Here is a 20278-nt window from a genome sequence, read left to right on the forward strand (position 1 = left end):
GATCCAACCTATTGGCCGAAGTTGAACCTGAGATTCGCATTTATCAAAGTGTTGAGCCGCTTTCGCATCCGCACGACCTCCGCCTCCGACGGTATCGGATCTTCGAGGAAGAGCGTCCAACGCAGCATCGTGCCGTTTCCGACCGCCTCGATGTCGAATCGGATGACGGCGTCGGGGCGGTCCGGCCAGATCGACGACCAGATCACCAGCTCCGGTTCTACAGCCCTGGCGATCTCCGGTGCGATCTCGCTCTCGAGAAGTTCCAGCCAGTGCCGGGCGGGCTGGCGGTACGGATCGATCAATGCCTCGAACATGAAGCGCGCAGGCGGCGGCTGGCTCCGGCGCCTCGTCGCGACTTGCTGCATGGCTCGAGCGTAACCGCCTATTAGTGGCATGCCAGTTCCTTCACCGTGCTGGATCCACGAAAACTGGGATAAACCGGGCACCGACGGAGGACACTCAGGAGCACATCCGTCTGGGAGGACCGCTCATGCGCAAACGTCATCAGGTTCTGCTTGCAGTGTCCGCAGCGATCGGACTGTCGCTGACGCCGATCAATGCGTCGGCAACACCGAGCACTGGAGTACACGGTGAAATCCTCGGGCAGGTGACTTTCGACGGCAAGGATTACATCCTGCGCCAGATCACCATCGACCCCGGCGGTTCCACCGGTTGGCACTTCCACGACGGGACGCTCTACGCGCTGATCGCGCAGGGCACGTTGAGCCACTACCGATCCGATTGCTCCGTCGACGGGATCTACAGCGCGGGAAATACATTGATCGAACCCAGCGGTTCTGATCATGTGCACATCGGAAACAACTCTCAGACAACACCATTGGTGCTCGAGGTCATTTACGTCAATCCGACGGGGAGCCCCCTCTCCGAGGATGCTGCGCCTCCCAACTGCCAACTACCCGGCTGACGGGGTAGAAGAGGTAAACCGCACCGGCATCGATTCGAGTCCGGACACGAAGTTGGCGGCACGCCGCTGCAACGGCGCGTCGGTGGCAAGTTCCATGTCCGGCAGCCTGGCGAACAGTTGCTCGAACATGATCCGTCCCTCCAACCTGGCCAGCTGATTGCCCAGACAGAAATGAGTTCCGAAGCCGAAGGCCACGTGTGGGTTCGGTGTGCGGCCGATATCGAACTGTTCGGCGCTCAGGAACACGGACTCGTCGAAATTTGCCGATTCGAAGAGCAGCAGCATCTTCTCTCCGGCCTTCAGCTGCGCACCGAAGAAATCGGTATCACGGGTCAGGGTTCGAGCCATGTTCTTGATGGGCGACGACCACCGCAGCATCTCCTCCATCGCCAACGGAATGGCATCGGGATCGTCGACCAGTGCTCGATGCTGGTCCGGATGGCGCAGCAACTGTTCCATGCCGCCGCTGAGCACGTGCCGTGTGGTCTCGTCACCGCCGATCAGGATCAGCAGGGATTCGTTGACGATTTCCTGATCGGAGAGGGCCTCGCCGTCGACCTCACTGTGAATCAACGTGCTCACCAAATCGTCGGCCGGCTCGCTCCTCCGCTCGGCGATGGTTCGCATCATGTACGCGGTGAAGTCGACATACGCAGTCATCATGGCATGCAGTTGCTCCTGGGAAGCGTTGCTTCCCAATGCCTTCACCAGATCGTCCGACCACCGCAGAAACAACGCGCGTTCCTCGGGACGGACACCCAACATGTCGCCGATGACGGCCATGGGAAGCGGTGCTGCCAGGTCTGCGACGAAGTCGGCTTCTCCCTTTTCGCAGACGGCGTCGATCAGTTGATCGCAGATCTCCCGGATACGGCCGGCCTTGGCTTCGACCTTCTTACGTGTGAAACCCGCGTTGACCAAGCGTCGACGCGTGAGGTGCTGCGGGTCGTCCATGTCGATCATCTGCGGCAACGGACCTGTTTCGGGGCGGATGCCGCCGGCGTTGGAGAACAGTTCGGGATTCCGCTCGGCTGCAACGACGGCGTCGTAGCTCGCGGCCGCGGTGATGCCGTTGGCGTCATCTCGGTACACAGGCTCGTGATCGCGCATCCAGGCGTACGCGTCGCGCACATTGCCGAGGTCTCCGCTGTAGAAGCGCCCGTCGATCAAATCGAAGGTCGGTCTGGTAGCCATCACTCCGCCTCTCACACAACCCTTGCCTCAATAAGTAGAACCTGTTCCTATATAGCGTGGGGCGTTTTCACCGAAGCCGAACCGGAAAACCTCCAGAATCAGCACACGAGCCCGCCGGAGCAACGACCAGGAGACACGCATGGACGACGACACCGCCTCAGCGGGCATACCCACTTTCGCCGGTACATCGATACTGGTGACCGGCGGCGGTAGTGGCATCGGGCTGGGCATCGCGCGTTCGCTTGTTGCGTCCGGCGCTCACGTCACGATCTGCGGGCGCAACAAGGAGAAACTTGATGCTGCCGCCGAATCGATCCGGCAGTCGAATCCGGCAGGATCGGTCAGCGTCTCGCCTGCCGACGTCACGATCGAGTCAGACGTCGTCTCCGCTGTCGCCGCGGCGGTGTCCGTCACCGGAAAGCTCGACGGAGTCGTGGCCTGCGCCGGTGGGAACGAAACCATCGCACCGGTCACTCAACTCGACGTCGACGCGTGGCGCCGCACCGTCGACCTCAACGTCACGGGGACCATGCTGACGATCAAGCACGGCGCTCGGGCGCTGGTGGCAGGCGGCGGCGGATCCATCGTCGCGATCTCGTCGATCGCCAGCAGCAACACACATCGCTGGTTCGGCGCGTACGGCGTCTCGAAATCCGGCGTGGACCACCTGGTGCAGTTGGCAGCAGACGAACTGGGCGCCAGCAACATTCGTGTCAACGCGATCCGCCCGGGGCTGACCCGAACGGACCTGGTCGCGCTCATCACCGACGGTGGTCCCATCCTGGACGATTACCTGGCCAACACGCCGCTCGAACGCGTCGGCGAGGTCGAGGACGTCGCCGGACTCGCCTCCTTCCTCCTCGGACCTCAATCCACCTGGATCACCGGGCAGATCATCAACGTCGACGGAGGCCAAATGCTGCGCCGCGGACCGGATTTCCGCTCGATGCTCGAACCCGTCTACGGCTCCGACGGACTCCGCGGGGTGGTCGCGCCATGAGCTACACGATTCTGGGCAAGAAGGTCGAGATGCCCGTCGAAGTTCGCACCGCGTCCGCCTTCATGGCGTTGTACTCCGTACCCAGCGCAACCGCGCAGTCGATCATCGATTACACCGGCTTGACCGTGCTCCAGTACCGCCCCGGCCGGGCGCTGTGCGGCCTGGTTTTTGTCGACTACATCGACGGGGATCTGGGGCCGTACAACGAATTCGGAGTGACGTACATGGTGCGCAGCCACACTGCGCCTCCCGAAACCTCGGTGCTGGGAGATCTACGTTCACTCGCTGCCGGAACTGCGGGGGCGCTCATTCACGAGTTGCCGGTGGACGGCGAGTTCACCAAGGCCGCCGGCCGGGAGATCTGGGGATTCCCGAAGGTGCTCGCCGAGTTCGACACCGAGCACGTCGGCTCGGTCAAGCGCGGATCCGTCTCTCGCGACGGCAAACTCATCACACAGTTGAGTGTGAAATCCGGCGTCAGCGTGCCGGGCGGCGGAGCCAACATGTCGTTGGCTGCGTACTCACATCTCGACGGCGCCACCAGGTGCACGTCGTGGGACATGGCACCGACCGGCGTCAAATCGCGCCCTGGTGGAGCCGAGGTTCAACTGGGCAGTCACCCGATGGCGGCAGAGCTTCGGAAACTTGGACTCCCCCGCCGGGCCCTGATGACCACGACCATCAAAAACCTGGCGATGACGTTCGGGGAGGCCACAACGATCTGAGTGTCGGCCGACGGCACCCCTTTCGGTCACGTGTGACTCGGGCTACACTCCTGGACGGTTGACCAACTCGCGTCAGACCGCCCGAAAGGACACTCGTGCAGATCACCCGACGCACCGTACTGGCAGGCGCTGCCGCCGCACCTGCGCTCGCCGCTCTGTCGACGAGCCAGGCCGTCGCAGCTTCGCCGGCACGCTCAGTTTCACCCGCACGCACCGACAAGTCGTCGGCGTCACTGCAGGTGGGCGTCGGAATTTCCGATGTAACCGGACCAGTCGCCGAAGTCGGCATGATGGGCTACTCGAGCTTCGACCAACGCGCCGAAGGCCTGCACCAGCGAATGCGCGCACGCGCCTTCATCTTCGAGTCCGGCGGGCCGCGGGTCGTCTATGTCTGCGTCGACAACTGCATGATCTTCCAGTCCGTTCACGACGAGGTCCTGCGCCGACTGTCCGGGAAGTTCGGTGACATCTACACCGAACGCAACGTCATGTTGACGGCCATCCATTCACACGCGGCATGTGGTGGGGCATCGCACAACTACGCGTACAACCTCGCGGTTCTCGGATTCGAATTGCAGGTGTTCGAAGCCGAGGTCAACGGCATGGTCGAGGCGATCAGCGCTGCGCACGAGAACCTGGCGCCGGGCACGGTTCGCTTCGGCCGTTCCGATCTCACCGATGCCAGCGTCAACCGCTCGCGAGTGGCATTCGACCTCAATCCCGAAGAGGACAAGGCCTACTACCCCGGCGGCAACGATCATCACATGCGTGTCCTGCGGATCAGCCGGGGCAGCAAGGACATCGGAGCGATCAACTGGTTCGCGACCCACTGCGCCTCGCTCACGAACGAGAACCATCTCATCTCCGGGGACAACAAGGGCGCCGCGGCGTACTTCTGGGAGCACGACGACCAGGGTGTGCGCTACCTCGACGGCGACGCCAGTTTCATCGCCGCTTTTCCGCAGACCAACAGCGGCGACATGTCACCCAACCTCTTCCTCGAGCCGGGCCGCGGACCGACCGACGACGAATTCGAGAATGCACGCATCATCGGGCTCCGCCAGGTAGCGGCGGCTCAAACTGCCTTCGACTCGGCCTCCGAAACCGTGGCCGGTGGCGTGGACAGTCGGATCATGTACCTGGACATGGCCAATCAGGTGGTGAGCGGAAGATTCACCCCGAATGGGCGCGAACACCGCACCGCACCGGCCGCGATCGGCGCGGCAATGAGCGCCGGAAGCGTCGAGGACGGACCGGCAATTCCGATCTTCCCCGAGGGCACCCGAAACCCCATGATCGACGCCTTGGGCGGCATGGATGCTCCTGTGCCTCAATGGCTTCAGGACGCACAGGCCCCCAAGCTCGTAGTCGTTCCGGTCGGCCTGCTGCCACCGGGCGGATGGGTGCCGAACGTACTCAAGATCCAGATCCTGCGGATCGGCCAGTTCTACATCGTCGGTGGCCCTGCGGAATTCACCATCGTCTCCGGATTACGGGTGCGTCGAACCGTCGCCGAGGAGCTTGGGGTCCCCCTCGAGAACGTCATCTTCCAGGGATACGCGAACTCGTACTCGAGCTACTGCACCACACCACAGGAATACGATTCGCAGCAATACGAGGGCGGTTCGACGATGTTCGGCCGTTACACGCTGCCGGCCTATCAGCAGGGGTATGCCGCCCTTGCAGCCGCGATGCGCGACGGCACCGAACCCCCTCGCGGCCCCGCGCCCGCCGACCTATCCGGGTTCCAACCCAGCTTCGGACCTGGCGTCGACTTCGACGAGCCTTTGCCGGGAACACAATTCGGCGATGCAACCGTCCAGCCCGGCGACAGCTCACCGGGCGGGCAGGTTGCCGTCGAGTTCGTCACCGGCCACCCCAAGAACGACACTCACCGAAACGGGACCTTCTACGAGATCCAGCGCAATACCGGCGGATCCTGGACGCGCGTGGCAGACGACAACGACTGGTCCACCAAACTGCACTGGCGGCGGGTCGGGAGCAACGGTTCCGTCGTGCGCATCACGTGGGATGTTCCGGCCGATACTCCGGCGGGTACGTATCGAGTCCAACACTTCGGTGCGTCGAAGGCTCGGGGTAGCGGCGCGATCTCGCCCTTCTCCGGGGTGACCGCCGAATTCCGCCTCACCTGACTCGCAGTGGCTAGGTTCAGGCGGCGGTCGGGTGTAGCGAGGTGATCGACGTCGACTGCTCTGACGCTGCCGGGCGGTCGATCTTCGCCGCGACGATCAGGACCAGCAGACCGGCGACGGTGACTGCCGCTCCCATCCAGATCGGGGAGGTGAAGCCGAGTCCCGCTGCGATGGTGATTCCGCCCAGCCATGCCCCGAGCGCGTTGCCGACGTTGAAGGCGGCGATGTTGGCACCTGAGGCCATGGTCGGTGCTGCCGACGCGTAGTTCATGATCCGCATCTGCAGACCGGGAACCGTCGCAAAACCGAAGGCGCCCATGAAGAACAGCGAGATCACGGTCATGACCTTGCTTTCGGCGGTAGCGGCGAACACGATCAGAACGATGGTCAGGATCGCGAGAATCCAGACCAGTGCCTTCGTCAGCGAGCGGTCGGCAGCCTTGGCACCGAGGAAGTTACCGACGAACAGGCCCGAGCCGAAGAGGATGAGCAGCCACGGAACGCTGGACGTCGCGAATCCCGTTACCTCGGTGAGTGTGAAGGCGATGTAGGTGAAGGCTCCGAACATTCCGCCGTAGCCGAGGATGGTGATGGCAATCGAGAGCCAAACCTGCTTGTTGCGGAACGCCCCCAACTCTCCGCGCAATCCGCCGCCGGTCGTGCTTGCGGGCGTCGTCGGGACGAGTGCTGCAATTCCGATCAGAGCGATGACGCCGATGACGGTGATAGCCCAGAACGTCGAGCGCCATCCGAGTTGCTGGCCCAGCAGCGTGCCGAACGGAACGCCGAGAACATTGGCGATGGTCAGGCCCGCGAACATCATCGCGATGGCGCCGGCGCGCTTGTTGGGCGCGACCATGTCGGCGGCAACCACCGAGCCGATTCCGAAGAACGCACCGTGGCACAGCGCCGCGACGATGCGTCCGCCCATCATGACCTCGTACGACGGCGCGAGCGCGGACATCAGGTTGCCGATGATGAACAGCACCATGAGCGAGAGAAGGACCTTCTTGCGCTCGAAGCGGGTGACGGCAGCGGTCAGGAGGATCGCGCCGATCGCCACCGACAGTGCGTAGCCCGAGATCAGGTAGCCCGCGACGGACTCGGTGACCTCGAAGTCGGCCGATACCTCGGGCAGGAGGCCCATGATGACAAATTCGGTGAGGCCGATCCCGAACCCGCCCATAGCGAGGGCAATGAGACCCAATGGCATCTCGATGTTCCTTTCACAGATTAACGCGCAAGCCGTTAGCGGGCGTATGCAGTAGTTGCAGGCGCGCTATAAATAGTTGCACGCGCGCGCTACATGCGCAAGCTGGTAACCTTGAGCGGCAGGAAACGGACAAGGAGAATCACATGGGGATCGCCGACGACGCCGTCGAAATCCGTTCGCAAGGGTGGCGCACGCTCGCAGCACTGCACGGCGCGCTCGACACCGAACTGGAACGCGCCCTCCAGCGTGAGCACAAATTGTCCGTCGTCGAATACACCGTGCTCGACGCACTGAGCCGCCAGGACGGCTGGCACATGCGCATGGCCCAGTTGGCCCGCGCTGCCGCACTGAGCAGCAGCGCCACGACGCGCTTGGTCAATCGACTCGAAGATCGTGGGCTACTGACGCGCATCCTGTGCGCCGACGACCGTCGAGGCATCTACACGGAGTTGACGCCGGCCGGCCGCGAGCTTCTCGAAAACGCCCGGCCGACGCACGACGCCACCCTCGAAGCCGCACTCGACGAGGCATGCAAGACACCCGAACTCGCGCCGTTGGTGCGCGCCCTCCACGAACTCCCTGTCGGCTAGAAGTCCGCCGGAAGCAGGGCACGCTCTTTGATGCCCGAGACCACCTGATCGACAAACACACCCGCGTCGACGACTGCCCGCCCACCACGCGCGGGGACCAGAACGTCGACGGTGCCGCCGTGCACCTCGTTGTCCCCGATCACCGCGATATACGGATCCCGGTGGGTGCGGGTCTCGCGGATGCGACGTCCCAACGATCCGCCCTTCGAACCTTTCGATCAAAAGCGCAGTCATACGTTCCATCGACCCGAGCAAGCCCCGATGGATCATGACGGGGCGAGCCTTGGATCCGTCCTCGGCGGTGTACCCGAGTTCGAACCGCTCCGGTTGGTTGAAGTCGAGTTGCACGGTCGAGAGTGTTTCCTCGCGGCCGTGCGCGTCTCGTACTTGGACGTCGATCTTGGGACCGTAGAACGCTGCCTCCCCCTTTGCTTCCACGTATGCTTCCACGTACTCGATCGAGCGTGCATTCGGTGCTCGGCGAAGTTGATCCTCGGCGTCCGCTCACTGCTCGTCGGTGCCGAGGTACTGTCCCTCTCCCCTCTGATCGAGAGGCGGTACTTCCGTTCGGCAATCCCCAGAGTCGAGTAGCAGCGCTCGAGATTGATCTGTCTGACGCGGTTCAGCCCACTGAGAACTCCGGAGAGTTCACTGCGAAACATCGAGCCGAGTTCACGAACGCGGAAAGGTAGCTCGCGATAACTACGACCGCGAGCGGCGAATACCTGAGCGCGATGAGGACAGTTAGCCGGACGAAGGAGAAATGACTCTCCGCCTATCTTCATTTCAGGGAACATGTCGTCCGAGAACTTGGACCAATGCCCAGATCTCTCGTACAACTCTTTCTTCGCCATAACGGGGGTATAGACACCCCGGCAACCGGATCGCGCTGCTTGCTCGGCGGCGAACTTTTCGACTTCGCTCCTGATGATCGCGCCGTCCGGCAACCAGAGTGGGAAGCCCGCTCCGACGATGGGGGTGGTGGCGAAAAACTCCAGCTCGCACCCGAGTTCGCGGAGGTCAACGCTCATGAGAGCTCTCCAAATCGTTCAAGGGGAGACACACGGAGCGAAGAATCAAGAAAACACCCGGGGCGAAAACTCACGGGGCTGAAAGGGTTCGGTCAGCAGTTGCTAAACGAAGCGCCGGAAGAGAACCGGCGTCGTCGTGCTGTGCGCAATACTGACCATGTACGCGAGGTTACATCAACTTCCGACCCACCTACAGCCCGAATTGTCGGGCCTCTATGCTGACGCAACTGGGAAGGCGCAGCAGTAGCCAACGAAACACCCACGAAGAGCGAAGTTTCGGCAATCATGTCCGAACGTGAGGTTCTCGGATATGAGGAGGATGTGCGACGGTGCCGGACCACTTGCTCGAACAGTTGATCACCATTCCTTTGTTCACAGGAATCATCGGGTACATCACCAATTGGTCGGGCGTCCTGATGCTCTTTGCGCCGATCAACTTCCACGGGATCAAAGTGCCCGGCCTCAAACTGCTCTTCCCATTCCTCCCCCGGCGCGTCCAGGTGATCCCCGCGATCACGAGCGACGGCCGATTCGGATGGCAAGGCATCGTCCCCTCCCGTGCGGAGAAGATGGCGTCGATCGCCGTCGACAAATCCCTCGCGAAAGTCGGCAGCATCGCCGACTTCTACCGCGTCCTGGACCCGGACAGCATCGCCGAGCATTTGGTGAACATCTCGCGCAGTGAAGTGCGCGGCGTGGTCACCAGAATCATGACGGCCGAGAATCCTCAGCTGTGGCACAACCTTCCGACGTCGGTGAAGGAAGCCGTCTTCCGCAAGGTAGAGGACGATCTGCCTGCCAGCGTGCGCATGATCACCGACCGCATCGAAGAAGACATCGACGAGTTCATCGACGCGAAGCTGATGGTGATCCGCTACCTCTCCTCGCATCCCAAACTGCTCAACGACATCTTCCGCACGATGGGCAACAAAGAGCTTCGGTTCATGCAGAACTTCGGCTTCTACTTCGGCTTCCCGATGGGCTTCGTGCTTGTCGGGATCCTCCACCTGGTTCCGCAGTGGTGGGTGCTTCCCATCGGTGGCGTGATCATCGGATACATCGTGAACTACCTCGGCATCACGATGATCTTCGAACCGATCACCCCCAGCCGTTGGGTGCCGTGGAGGCAGGGACTCTTCCTGAAGCGACGCACCGAGATCATCGCCGGGTACGCAAAAACCCTCGCCGATCACGTGGTGACGCTCGAGAACATCGGCACCGAACTCCTCGAAGGTCCCCGTTCGGACCGAACGCGGCGGATGCTCGATCAGGTACTGCGCGAATCCGTCGACGACGCAGCCGGCTGGGCAAAGTCGGTGGTCAAGATGACGGTCGGTTCGCAGAGCTACAAGCGTCTGCCCGGCCTGGCCACCACCGAAGTGCTCGACCTGTACCCAAGGGTCTTCGAGGACGCGGAGTTCGCCGAGAACCAGTCGGAGAAGATTCGTGTCTTCGTCACCGAACGCATGAGCATCCTTTCACCGGAAGATTTCAGCGAACTACTACGCTCAGCCGTCAAGCAGGACGAGTGGTTGTTGTTCGTACACGGGGCCGTGCTGGGCTCGTTTGCCGGTTTCCTACACCTCGCAATATTCGGAGTATGAGCATGAGTGAGCACGACCATCGCATGATCGTCGAAGCGGAATCGTACGACTGGGCTGCGGACATCACGCCGGTCGAATCCGTCGAAAAGCGTCTGATCCGTAGCCTTGTCGGGCTGACCGCCACGACGACGCTCACGTCGATCAAGCTGACAGGATGGGCTTTCGGAACGGCGAAGGAGGCGACGCGGCAGATCGTTCAGGCCGCCGCCGAAGCCGCGGCAGAGGCTGCGGAATCCGCCAACGTGAATTCCGAACGTCGGGCCGAGAACTCCAACGGAGACGGCTCGCGGACGGAGAATCTGCGGGCAGCGATGGCAACTCGTACCAATCGCAAACAGAGCGTCGAGGCCACTCTCGCGGCGCTGCGGGCACGCGGCGACAGGTTGCTGGACCGTTCCGCGGACGTGACCGATCGCGACGATCTGCACCCGGCCTACGACCGGATCCTCGACGAGATCGCACCCGACGAAGCCCGAATTCTTCGGCTGTTGGCCACCTCCGGTGCGCAACCGAGCGTCGATGTGCGCACGGCCCGGCCGTTCGGAGTCGGCTCGGAGATGATCGACGAGGGTCTGTCGATGATCGGAGAACTGGCGGGATGTCGACATCTGGACCGCATCAGCGCTTACCTGAACAACCTGCATCGGCTCGGTTTGGTGGCGTTCTCACGCGAGCCCGTCGAGGCCGACCGGTACCAGGTGGTCGAGGTGCAGCCGTCGGTGATCGAAGCGGTCAAACGTGCAGGAAGATCCAACAGGATTGTGCGTCGTAGCATCCTGTTGACGCCGTTCGGTGACGACTTCTGTCATACCTGTTTTTCACTGTAGGGCCTCCGGCCCTGTGCGCCTTTTTGGTAGTGGTAACTACCAAAAAGGCGCACAGGGGGGGTGCCCCTAAAGCCAGGTATCTTCTGTCGTGGTCGTCAGGAACGCTTCCAGATCGTCACGCCAGGTAGCCGGAACAGTCTTGTCCGGCTCGATGCCCGTGTACTGCCCGCGATAGAAGAGCAGCGGGCGTTCGGTCTTGATCTCACTCATCGACGACACACGTCCGAAGACGACGTAGTGATCACCGCCGTCGTGGACGGTTTCCACTGTGCAGTCGATGTGGGCAAGCGACTTGTCGATGATCGGTGACCCCAGCGGTGATGGCGTCCAATCGATGCCGGCGAACTTGTCCGGCTCACGCGACCCGAAACGAGCACACACCGCCTGCTGTTCCTCCGCCAACACGTTGACGGCGAACTTCCCGGTCCGCTCGATCGCCGCCCACGACCGAGAGCCCTTGGTGGGGCAGAACAACACCAAAGGCGGGTCGAGTGACAGGGCGGCAAAAGACTGGCACGCGAACCCGACGGGCTCACCTTCGTCGACTGTCGTGATGATGGTGATACCCGTGCAGAACTGCCCGAGAACCGTGCGGAACTGGCGCGGATCGATCGCCTGCTCCGCACTCACCGACGCGTCGGGCGAACTCACGGCTTCATTCCCACCGTGAAGTCGTGACCCCACAGGCTCACGGCCGTACTTTCCCTCGCGATCCAGTTTTCGTCCTCGACCTCGAGCCCCTCACAACCGAATTCGATGTCGAACCCGCCCGGAGTCTTCATATAGAACGAGAGCATCTCGTCGTTGACGTGGCGACCGAGCGTCGCCGACATCTTGACCTTCTTGCGCAGTGCTCGGTCGAGGCACAGTCCGACGTCGTCGGAGTTCTCCACCTCGAGCATCAAATGCACGATGCCCGTCGGGTTGGGCAACGGCAGGAACGCCAAGCTGTGGTGACGCGGGTTGCAGCCGAGGAACCTCAGCCACGCCGGGTCGCCGTCCGCGGGCCGGCCGACCATCTGCGGAGGCAGACGCATCGAATCGCGAAGTTTGAATCCGAGTACGTCGCGATAGAACCGCAGCGAAGCGTCGTCGTCGTCGGTGGTGAGCACAACGTGGCCGAGCCCCTGCTCGCCCGTCACGAACCTGTGCCCGTACGGGCTCACGATCCGGCGGTGTTCGAGAGCAGCGCCGTGGAACACCTCGAGGGAGTTGCCCGAGGTGTCCTCGAACGCGATCATCTCGACGACGCGACGGTCCTTGAGCTGCTCCGCCGTGCCTTCCTTGAACGGAACACCGGCTGCCGACAACCTGTCACGGATATCCTGCAGCTCAGCCGCATTCGCGGTTTCCCAACCCGAGACGAGCAGACGGTCCGTCTCGTTCGGAACGATGACAAGACGCGCCGGGAAGTCGTCCATCCGCAGATACAGCGATTCCGCGTCGACGCCCTTGCCCTCGATCATTCCGAGGATCTTGAGTCCGTACTCGCGCCACGCAGCCATGTCGGTGGCACCAATGCGCATGTACGCCAGAGATCGAATACCCATCATTTACCTCCGTCGAGCAGGAAGTCGGTTGCGAGCCGGTTGAATTCGTCGAACTTCTCGAGCTGCGCCCAGTGACCGCAACCGCCGAAGACGTGGAGCTGCGCGCGCGGGATCATCTTGAGCGCGACCAGTGCGCCGTCGAGGGGGTTGACCCGATCCTCACGGCCCCAGATCAGCAACACGCGCTGACGAAGCTTGTACGCCTCGCGCCAGAGCATGCCGAGCTCGAAGTCGCCGCTGGAGAAGGACTTACCCATCGCCTTGGCCGCAGCCAGCGACTCGGGAGTGCTGGCCGCAGCAAAACGTTCGTCGACGAGTTCCGGCGTGATCAGCTTCTGATCGAAGACCATGATCCGCAGGAATGCTTCGAGGTTCTCACGTGTGGGCTGGTAGCTGAACTTCCCGAGGTTCTTGACGCCCTCGGTGGGGTCCGGCGCAAACAGGTTGACACTGAGACCGCCGGGGCCCATCAGAACGAGGCGACCGGCACGGTCCGGGTAGTCGAGCGCAAAGCGAACAGCAGCGCCACCACCGAGCGAATTGCCCAGCAGATCAACGCGACCGGTGATCTCGAGCGTGTCCAGGAGATCGTTGAGCGCCGAAGCACTGTGAACGAAGTACTGCGGATGCTCCGTCGGCTTGTCGGACTGCCCGTAACCGGGCTGATCGACCGCGATGACGTGAAAGCTCTTCGCCAACACCGGAATGTTGCGGGCAAAGTTAGACCACGACGACGCGCCTGGGCCACCGCCGTGCAGCAGCACGATGGTCTTGTCGTTTCCGACGCCTGCCTCGTGAAAATGCAGTTTCAGATCGGGGCGCACTTGCGCGAACCGTGAAGTGGACTCGTAGGTGAGAGCTTCTTCGGTGGTTGTCACTGAGCCTCCTCTAGACCATCGTGTCGGTGATCGGCAGACCGAATTCGCCGGTTCCGAACATGACGTAAGCGCGTTCGGGATCGTTCGCGGCGTGGACGCGACCAGCGTGAGCGTCACGCCAGAAACGCTGAATCGGAGTGCCGTTCTGCAGCGCCGTGGCGCCGGAGTTCTCGAAGAGCTTGTCGATCGAAGCGATCGCACGGCCAGTGGCGCGCACCTGGTCACGTCGAGCGCGCAGGCGCAGTTCCATCGGAACCTCTTCGCCCGCAAGGATCAACGCGTACTCGTCGGCGACGTTGCCGGAGAGCTGACGCCACGCGGCGTCGATGTCGCTGGACGCCTCGGCGATGCGCACCTTGGCGAACGGATCGTCCTTCGACTTCTCGCCGGCGAACGCAGCGCGAACGCGCTTGCCCTGGTGCTCGACGTGCGCTTCGTAAGCGCCGTATGCCATTCCGACGATCGGTGCCGAGATCGTGGTGGGGTGAATGGTTCCCCACGGCATCTTGTAGACCGGTGCGGTGTTCTTCTCGAGGCCCGGGGCGGTCAGTTCGCTCATCGCCCGGAAGCTCAGCACGCGATGCGTAGGAACAAAAACATCCTTGACCACAACGGTATTGGAGCCGGTTCCACGCAGGCCGACCACATTCCACACGTCGTCGATCTGGTAGTCCTCGCGAGGAATCAGGTAGCTCACGAAATCGACTGCGCGGCCATCCTTGAACACCGGGCCACCGAGAACAGCCCAGCTGGCATGGTCACAACCCGAGGACCAAGCCCAAGCGCCGTTGACCTTGTATCCACCCTCGACTACTTCACCCATACCCATCGGGGCGTAAGAGGACGAGATTCGAACGTCAGTGTCGTTGCCCCACACGTCTTCCTGCGCCTGCTGAGAGAAGAGGGCGAGGTGCCAGTTGTGTACCCCGATAATCGAGGAGACCCACCCTGTGGAACCGCACGCGCTGGCGATCTTCTTGACCGCGGAGTAGAACAGCACCGGATCGGCTTCGTATCCGCCCCACTGCTTCGGCTGCAGCAAGCGGAAGAAGCCTGTTTCCTGAAGAGCCTTGATGGACTCGTCGGGGATACGACGCAGATCCTCGGTCTCCTGTGCGCGCTCGCGCAGTGCCGGCAGTAGTGCGTCGAGCCTCTGCATCACCTCGTGGCTGTCATGGTTACCCACTTCGACGCTCCCGTCTTCCTCGATCGGTTGGTTCACTTACACTTGAGACTAGAACACGTTCTCTTTTCTGTCGAGACGCTGACAAAGGTCCCGTTTGTGGCCGCAATGCTGTAACAAGTGCCCCCAAAATCTGGCGGAACCGGATCGAGTTCTATAACGTGTTCTACTAACAGCTAGAAGGGATGTGAGGTCACAATGGCGCAGATTCGCGAGATCGACGTCGGAACGGTGCAGACTCGTTTCGCCCGCGGTTGGCACTGCCTGGGTCTACTGAAGACCTTCAAGGACGGCAAACCGCACGCGATCGAGGCTTTCGGTACGAAGCTCGTGGTGTTCGCCGACAGCAAGGGCGACATCAAAGTTCTCGACGGATACTGCCGTCACATGGGCGGTGACCTCACACAAGGCGAGGTCAAGGGCGATTCCATCGCCTGCCCCTTCCACGACTGGCGTTGGGGCGGCAACGGAAAGTGCACCGGCATTCCTTATGCCCGCCGCGTGCCTCCGCTCGCACGTACCCGCGCGTGGACGACCCTCGAGCAGAACGGTCAGCTCTTCGTCTGGAACGACCCCGAGGGCAACCCACCGCCCGAGGAGATCGTGATTCCTCGTATCGAGGGCGCGTACAGCGACGAATGGACCGACTGGACCTGGAACTCCATGGTCATCGAGGGTTCCAACTGCCGCGAGATCATCGACAACGTGGTCGACATGGCGCACTTCTACTACATCCACTACGCCTTCCCGACGTACTTCAAGAACGTCTTCGAAGGTGAGATCGCCACTCAGTACCTCAACACCACGGGCCGTCCCGACATCGGAATGGCCTCCCAGTACGGCGGCGACACGCTGCTTCGCTCCGAAGCTGCGTATTACGGACCGTCGTACATGGTCAATCCCCTGTGGAACAGCTACAGCGGATACGAGGTCGAGAGTGTGCTGATCAACTGCCACTACCCGATCAGCCCGGATTCGTTCGTGCTGCAGTGGGGCGTGACGGTGAAGAAGCCGACGGGCGTCTCGGACGAGATGGCCGACAAGTTGGCCGGCAAGTTCACCGAGGGCATCAGCGAGGGATTCCTGCAGGACGTCGCGATCTGGAAGAACAAGACCAAGATCGAGAATCCCCTTCTCTGCGAAGAAGACGGCCCCGTCTACCAGCTACGACGCTGGTACGAGCAGTTCTACGTGGACAAGGCCGACGTCACCGAGAAGATGACGCAGCGCTTCGAGTTCGAGGTGGACACCACCAAGGCAAACGAAGCCTGGCACGCCGAGGTCGAGGAAAACCTCGCACGCCAGAAGGCCGAGAAGGAAGCTGCAGCAGAAGCGGCAAAGAAGGAAGCAGAGGTCTAGTCGTGAGCGCCTCGATCGGAACCGACGCACGGTGGGCTCGTTGGGCCAAGGCACCGGATTTTGCCGGGCAAACGGCACGGCTCGAGGCGATCGCGGCCCAGACGATCGAGGACAAGCACGAATACCTCGACTCGGGTCTGCAGGAAGTCGACTGCAAGGCATGCGGTGCCTGCGTACTGGTTCGCAAGAACACGTACAAGCACACCAGCGTTCAGTGGACTTCCGACCCGGCGCTGCGTTGCCACACCTTTAAAGAAGCAATTGCTTCCGGTCAGTCGACGGCATTGAAAGACGGATGCCCGAAGCTGCACGACAGCATCGCCGACGCGGTCAGGGACGGCACCATCACAGTGCGTGACCCCGAGGTCAGCTGACCGAAACCAACCAACGAGGGCCGATCCGCACTGGGTCGGCCCTCGTTTTGCATCCGGTATCCGTTTCAGGCTGCTCCCGAACCGATGACCTGATCGAGAAACGGCCCGAACATCTCCCCCAGGTTCTCGGCGATCTGATCGGGAGCACCGAAGGACAACGTCACGTGACTGATCGCCAGACGCACTATCGTGCCGCCGAACATCTCGGCATGGATGCGGTCGACGTTCGCCCAACTGGTCATGAAGATCTCGGCCAACCTCGCGCTCGCATGTTCGAGCAGCGGAGTCCCGTCGGTGGTGACCAGGCTCAGCAGGTCATGTTGCGGACGGGGGCCGACAATACTGACCACCATCGGATCCCGGGCACCGGCGTCGAAGAAGGCCCGGAAGGCTGCCGAGACCGCGCCCCGCGGATCCGAATGATGCAGCGTTACTTCGCGTTCCACCTCTTCAAGAAACTCGTCGACAAACCGGATGAGGTATCCGGACGCCAATCCTTGGCGAGACGTGAACTCCTTGTACAACGTCTGCCTGCTCATGCCCGCGGCTTCTGCGATATGCGCCATCGTGATGTCGCTCCACGATTTCTCGGTCAAGAGTTCGCGTGTGGCGTCGAGCGCTGACGCACGGAGAAGTTGACGAGCTGCCTCGTGGTACGGGACACGGGCACGAGCGGTGGACATATCGGGAAGATTTCCATCGCCCGTGCTCGGTGTCAAAACGGTGCACGCGCAAGCCACAGAAGTCACGAGCCCACTCAACGCACAGGTGCGGGGAGAAGGCCCGCTGCAAGTTCGGTCAGATCACTGTTCGAATCGGCGAGTACGTCGACACTGAAGTCCGCGGAGCGTTCGATCAGGGTTCGAACGGCGCGAATGTCCTTCGGCCGCCCCACGCTCACAGCACCGACGATACCTCCGTCGCGCATGCAGATCGCAGTGAAGTCGTAGGAGTCCACGTCTCCTCGCACAATCACGGTGTCGTCCGCGCCTGGCCAACCTGCTACCTGAATGTTTCGGCCGAATTGGTTCGACCAACTCCATGGGACAGATTCGAAGGGTTCTTCCTTCCCGACGATGGTCTTGGCAACTGCGACGGCGTGGTCCTGCGCGGTGTTCCAGTGCTCACCGCGGTGCATGCCGCCGAGGAAACCGTTGGGCACGTTGGCCACATCGCCGATCGCGTACACATTATCGACAGACGTCCTGAGGTATCCGTCTACCGAAATCCCGTTGTCCACTCCAATACCCGCAGCAGCAGCCATATCGGTATCGGGCAAGGATCCGATTGCAACCACGGCCAAGTCCGCTGTCCACTCGCGTCCGTCACGCGCGCGTGCGGTGACACCGTCGGCACCTGTCGTCAGCGTCTCGAGGTCGACTCCCGTCTGCAAGTCGACGCCGGCCAAGTTGTGCAGCTCGGCGATCTTCTCCGCTATCGACGGTGGAAGCAGCCTGGACAGGGGCAGCGGTTGCGCTTCGAGAACCTGCACACTGCAACCCAAGTCTCGTGCCGTTGATGCCACCTCCGATCCGATCAAGCCACCGCCGACCACCAGTAGCGAGGATCCTTCGATCAGCTGGGATTGCAAGCGTCGCATGTCTGCGATATCCCGAAGATAGTGAACGCGCTCGGAATCTTCAGCGGCCAATCGTCGGGACCGTCCACCCGTGGCAAGAATCAGAACGTCGTAGGCGACGCTGTCCCCGTCGGCTGAAAGTACTGTGCGGGCATCTGTGTCGATTGCGGTAACAGTCGCGCCGATCCGAAGGTCGATACCCTGTTCGGCCCAGAACGTCGACGGCCGCAACCGAACCCGATCGATCGACGCTTTCCCGGACAGTAGTTCCTTCGACAACGCCGGGCGTCGGTACGGCTCCTCGGGTTCGCTGCCGATCAGAATGATGCTGCCACCGAACCCTTCCTTGCGCAGGGCCTGCGCCGCACCGGAACCGGCGATGCCCATGCCCACGATCACGACGGTGCGTGTGTCGGGCTCGCTGACCGCTGTCATCAGCGGTCCACCTCCACCATTTCGAAATCGACTTTGGCAGCACCACAATCAGGGCAGGACCAGTCTTCGGGAATCTCGTCCCAGCGAGTACCCGGCTCGATACCGTCATCGGGCCAGCCGATCGCTTCGTCGTATTCGAACCCGCACTGGAGGCAGCGGAACAATTTGTATGTAGTGGCAGTCTCGGACATCGGTTTTCCCTTCGCCGGTGGGTATTTCGATCAGGATTGTGTGACGAGAGTGAAGTCGATCTTCTCGCGGACGCCGCAGTCGGGACAACACCAATCGTCCGGGATACTCGACCACGGCGTGCCAGGCGGAAAGCCCTCTCGCGCAGCGCCTGTCGATTCGGTGTACGTGTAGTCGCAGATCGGGCAGATATAGGCGTTCATGCATTCACCCCGTAGGCCGCGAGGATCTTGGCGCGCTTCTTCGGCGCGATGTTGACCTGAGTGATGTCACCTCGGTAGTGCTCGAGAACGCGGTGGTCCATCACCTTGCGCCACAGGGGCGGGACTGTTGCGAGCATGATCATGCTGGCGTAGCCGCTCGGGAGCTGAGGGGCCTCTTCCATACTGCGAAGCGCCTGGTAGCGACGTGTCGGATTCGCATGATGATCGCTGTGTCGCTGCAGGTGATAGAGAAAGACGTTGGTGCAGATGCGATCACTGTTCCAGCTGTGTGCCGGCGTGCATCGCTCGTACCGTCCGCTTGCGGTTTTCTGACGCAGGAGTCCGTAGTGCTCGAGGTAGTTGATCGCTTCGAGTAACGAGAACCCGATGAAGGCCTGGATCACGAGGTACGGCGCAATGCCGATCCCGAATACTGCAAGCGCGACACCGAACAGGACTACAGACATGAGCCAGGCATTGAGCACGTCGTTCTTGATGCTCCAGTGTGTGGTGCCCAAACGCTCGAAGCGGGTCTTCTCGAGATGCCAGGCCGACTTCAATCCCCCACCGACGCTGCGCGGCCAGAATCCGTAGAGGGTCTCACCGAAGCGCGAGGTCGCCGGATCTTCCGGAGTCGAGACCCGCACATGGTGGCCACGGTTGTGTTCGAGGTAAAAGTGGCCGTAAGCACTTTGCGCGAGAACGATTTTGGACAACCAGCGCTCGACGCTCTCCTTCTTGTGCCCGAGTTCATGGGCGGTGTTGATGCCGATTCCGGCCGTCACACCGATCGTCACTGCGAGTCCGATATTGGAGAGAACGCTCAAATCCCAACGCGCCCAGATGTAGCAGGACAGGAAGAAGGCCGTGTACTGCAGCGGTAGATAGGCGTAGGTGCACCACCGGTAGAAGCGGTCGTTCTCGAGTTCGTCGATCACCTCGTCGGGCGGATTCTTCCCGTCCTCACCCGCCAGAATGTCGATGACGGGAATGAGAGCAAACGCAATCAGTGGGCCGGTCCACCAGAAGACATTCCATCCGGTGGCGGTAACAAGCCCCACGGCGATGAAAGTTGCCGACGACGGAATCAGCGCCAACAGCCATAAGTAGCGTTTCCGGTCTCTCCAAGTTGCGAGCCGACCATCTGGCTCCGTGTACACCAACGCCGCCATCGAATTCTCCAGTTCTCGTTCGGATCAGTGAGTGCGTCCTGCGCGGCAACCCGCGACACGAACAACATCTATGTATAGAGAGTGGACAAATTAT

General features: G+C 61.8%; 22 protein-coding genes and 2 pseudogenes. 9 read left to right on the forward strand and 15 right to left on the reverse strand.

Annotated elements, in window-relative coordinates:
• Positions 1–8 precede the first annotated feature (8 nt).
• On the reverse strand, positions 9–365 hold the full coding sequence (locus tag R4P65_RS17430; protein ID WP_317827452.1) for a hypothetical protein: 357 nt from the start codon (positions 363–365) through the stop codon (positions 9–11).
• Between the two features lie 125 nt (positions 366–490).
• Here R4P65_RS17430 and R4P65_RS17435 point away from each other — a divergent pair, with 125 nt between their 5' ends.
• A complete protein-coding gene (locus tag R4P65_RS17435; RefSeq protein ID WP_317827453.1) occupies positions 491–925 on the forward strand; it encodes a cupin in 435 nt (144 codons plus the stop codon).
• Here R4P65_RS17435 and R4P65_RS17440 read toward each other — a convergent pair.
• On the reverse strand, positions 914–2119 hold the full coding sequence (locus R4P65_RS17440) for a cytochrome P450 (RefSeq protein WP_317827454.1): 1206 nt from the start codon (positions 2117–2119) through the stop codon (positions 914–916). The two genes, R4P65_RS17435 and R4P65_RS17440, sit on opposite strands and share 12 nt — an antisense overlap.
• A 139-nt stretch (positions 2120–2258) precedes the next feature.
• Here R4P65_RS17440 and R4P65_RS17445 point away from each other — a divergent pair, with 139 nt between their 5' ends.
• The 3 genes from R4P65_RS17445 to R4P65_RS17455 all read left to right on the forward strand — a co-directional run bounded on the left by R4P65_RS17445 (position 2259) and on the right by R4P65_RS17455 (position 5997).
• Positions 2259–3119, forward strand: coding sequence for an SDR family oxidoreductase (locus tag R4P65_RS17445; protein WP_317827455.1), 861 nt, complete (start codon positions 2259–2261; stop codon positions 3117–3119).
• Positions 3116–3844, forward strand: a complete 729-nt coding sequence (locus R4P65_RS17450; protein WP_007734116.1) for an acetoacetate decarboxylase family protein — start codon at positions 3116–3118, stop codon at positions 3842–3844. Before R4P65_RS17445 ends, R4P65_RS17450 begins: the two co-directional genes overlap by 4 nt.
• Before the next feature lie 95 nt (positions 3845–3939).
• Positions 3940–5997 carry a neutral/alkaline ceramidase gene (locus tag R4P65_RS17455; protein WP_317827457.1) on the forward strand — a complete coding sequence of 686 codons (2058 nt, stop codon included), beginning with the start codon at positions 3940–3942 and terminating at the stop codon, positions 5995–5997.
• A gap of 16 nt (positions 5998–6013) precedes the next feature.
• On the opposite strand, the gene R4P65_RS17460 is transcribed toward R4P65_RS17455, so the two are convergent.
• Positions 6014–7210 carry an MFS transporter gene (locus tag R4P65_RS17460; protein WP_317827458.1) on the reverse strand — a complete coding sequence of 399 codons (1197 nt, stop codon included), beginning with the start codon at positions 7208–7210 and terminating at the stop codon, positions 6014–6016.
• Between the two features lie 143 nt (positions 7211–7353).
• Between R4P65_RS17460 and R4P65_RS17465 the strand changes: the two genes are divergently transcribed.
• The gene (locus R4P65_RS17465; protein ID WP_317827459.1) at positions 7354–7800 is read left to right on the forward strand and encodes a MarR family winged helix-turn-helix transcriptional regulator; all 447 of its coding nucleotides are present in this window, start codon (positions 7354–7356) and stop codon (positions 7798–7800) included.
• Here the strand turns inward: R4P65_RS17465 and R4P65_RS17470 are convergent.
• The 3 genes and pseudogenes from R4P65_RS17470 to R4P65_RS17480 all read right to left on the reverse strand — a co-directional run.
• Entirely contained in the window at positions 7797–7994 is a 198-nt protein-coding gene (locus tag R4P65_RS17470; protein WP_317827460.1) for a hypothetical protein, read from the reverse strand. The genes R4P65_RS17465 and R4P65_RS17470 overlap by 4 nt on opposite strands.
• Positions 7995–8070: 76 nt before the next feature.
• Positions 8071–8250, reverse strand: a pseudogene (locus R4P65_RS17475) (threonine--tRNA ligase); the annotation flags it as partial.
• Between the two features lie 149 nt (positions 8251–8399).
• Positions 8400–8831, reverse strand: a pseudogene (locus tag R4P65_RS17480) (aminoacyl--tRNA ligase-related protein); the annotation flags it as partial.
• Positions 8832–9160: 329 nt separating this feature from the next.
• On the opposite strand from R4P65_RS17480, the gene R4P65_RS17485 reads away from it, so the two are divergent.
• Entirely contained in the window at positions 9161–10435 is a 1275-nt protein-coding gene (locus R4P65_RS17485; protein ID WP_007734105.1) for a DUF445 domain-containing protein, read from the forward strand.
• A gap of 2 nt (positions 10436–10437) precedes the next feature.
• Positions 10438–11262, forward strand: coding sequence for an Abi-alpha family protein (locus R4P65_RS17490; protein WP_230814796.1), 825 nt, complete (start codon positions 10438–10440; stop codon positions 11260–11262).
• Between the two features lie 66 nt (positions 11263–11328).
• On the opposite strand, the gene hsaB is transcribed toward R4P65_RS17490, so the two are convergent.
• The 4 genes from hsaB to hsaA are packed head-to-tail and all read right to left on the reverse strand — an operon-like array spanning position 11329 to position 14876.
• Positions 11329–11913 carry a 3-hydroxy-9,10-secoandrosta-1,3,5(10)-triene-9,17-dione monooxygenase reductase subunit gene (gene hsaB / locus R4P65_RS17495; RefSeq protein ID WP_317827461.1) on the reverse strand — a complete coding sequence of 195 codons (585 nt, stop codon included), beginning with the start codon at positions 11911–11913 and terminating at the stop codon, positions 11329–11331.
• On the reverse strand, positions 11910–12812 hold the full coding sequence (gene hsaC, locus R4P65_RS17500) for an iron-dependent extradiol dioxygenase HsaC (RefSeq protein WP_317827462.1): 903 nt from the start codon (positions 12810–12812) through the stop codon (positions 11910–11912). Before hsaC ends, hsaB begins: the two co-directional genes overlap by 4 nt.
• Positions 12812–13690, reverse strand: a complete 879-nt coding sequence (gene hsaD / locus R4P65_RS17505; protein ID WP_003945808.1) for a 4,5:9,10-diseco-3-hydroxy-5,9,17-trioxoandrosta-1(10),2-diene-4-oate hydrolase — start codon at positions 13688–13690, stop codon at positions 12812–12814. The genes hsaC and hsaD overlap by 1 nt, the downstream gene beginning before the upstream one ends.
• 10 nt (positions 13691–13700) lie before the next feature.
• Entirely contained in the window at positions 13701–14876 is a 1176-nt protein-coding gene (hsaA, locus tag R4P65_RS17510; protein ID WP_269590724.1) for a 3-hydroxy-9,10-secoandrosta-1,3,5(10)-triene-9,17-dione monooxygenase oxygenase subunit, read from the reverse strand.
• Positions 14877–15071: 195 nt separating this feature from the next.
• Between hsaA and R4P65_RS17515 the strand changes: the two genes are divergently transcribed.
• Together R4P65_RS17515 and R4P65_RS17520 are read left to right on the forward strand one after the other, a co-directional pair.
• The gene (locus tag R4P65_RS17515; RefSeq protein WP_003945847.1) at positions 15072–16232 is read left to right on the forward strand and encodes a Rieske 2Fe-2S domain-containing protein; all 1161 of its coding nucleotides are present in this window, start codon (positions 15072–15074) and stop codon (positions 16230–16232) included.
• A 2-nt stretch (positions 16233–16234) separates the two neighbouring features.
• The gene (locus R4P65_RS17520) at positions 16235–16606 is read left to right on the forward strand and encodes a hypothetical protein (protein WP_317827463.1); all 372 of its coding nucleotides are present in this window, start codon (positions 16235–16237) and stop codon (positions 16604–16606) included.
• A 65-nt stretch (positions 16607–16671) separates the two neighbouring features.
• Here the strand turns inward: R4P65_RS17520 and R4P65_RS17525 are convergent, their stop codons facing one another.
• The 5 genes from R4P65_RS17525 to R4P65_RS17545 all read right to left on the reverse strand — a co-directional run bounded on the left by R4P65_RS17525 (position 16672) and on the right by R4P65_RS17545 (position 20184).
• Entirely contained in the window at positions 16672–17289 is a 618-nt protein-coding gene (locus R4P65_RS17525; RefSeq protein WP_317827464.1) for a TetR/AcrR family transcriptional regulator, read from the reverse strand.
• Positions 17290–17363: 74 nt separating this feature from the next.
• Positions 17364–18620, reverse strand: coding sequence for an NAD(P)/FAD-dependent oxidoreductase (locus R4P65_RS17530; protein WP_317827465.1), 1257 nt, complete (start codon positions 18618–18620; stop codon positions 17364–17366).
• Entirely contained in the window at positions 18620–18811 is a 192-nt protein-coding gene (locus R4P65_RS17535) for a rubredoxin (protein WP_060938438.1), read from the reverse strand. Before R4P65_RS17535 ends, R4P65_RS17530 begins: the two co-directional genes overlap by 1 nt.
• A gap of 30 nt (positions 18812–18841) precedes the next feature.
• Complete coding sequence (locus R4P65_RS17540) at positions 18842–19012, reverse strand: rubredoxin (RefSeq protein WP_081098331.1); 171 nt, start codon at positions 19010–19012, stop codon at positions 18842–18844.
• Positions 19009–20184, reverse strand: a complete 1176-nt coding sequence (locus tag R4P65_RS17545; protein ID WP_003945652.1) for an alkane 1-monooxygenase — start codon at positions 20182–20184, stop codon at positions 19009–19011. Before R4P65_RS17545 ends, R4P65_RS17540 begins: the two co-directional genes overlap by 4 nt.
• Positions 20185–20278: the final 94 nt, after the last annotated feature.

The organism is Rhodococcus sp. IEGM 1318 (genome assembly GCF_033142465.1).
GTDB classification, from domain to species: Bacteria; Actinomycetota; Actinomycetes; order Mycobacteriales; family Mycobacteriaceae; genus Rhodococcus_F; species Rhodococcus_F qingshengii_B.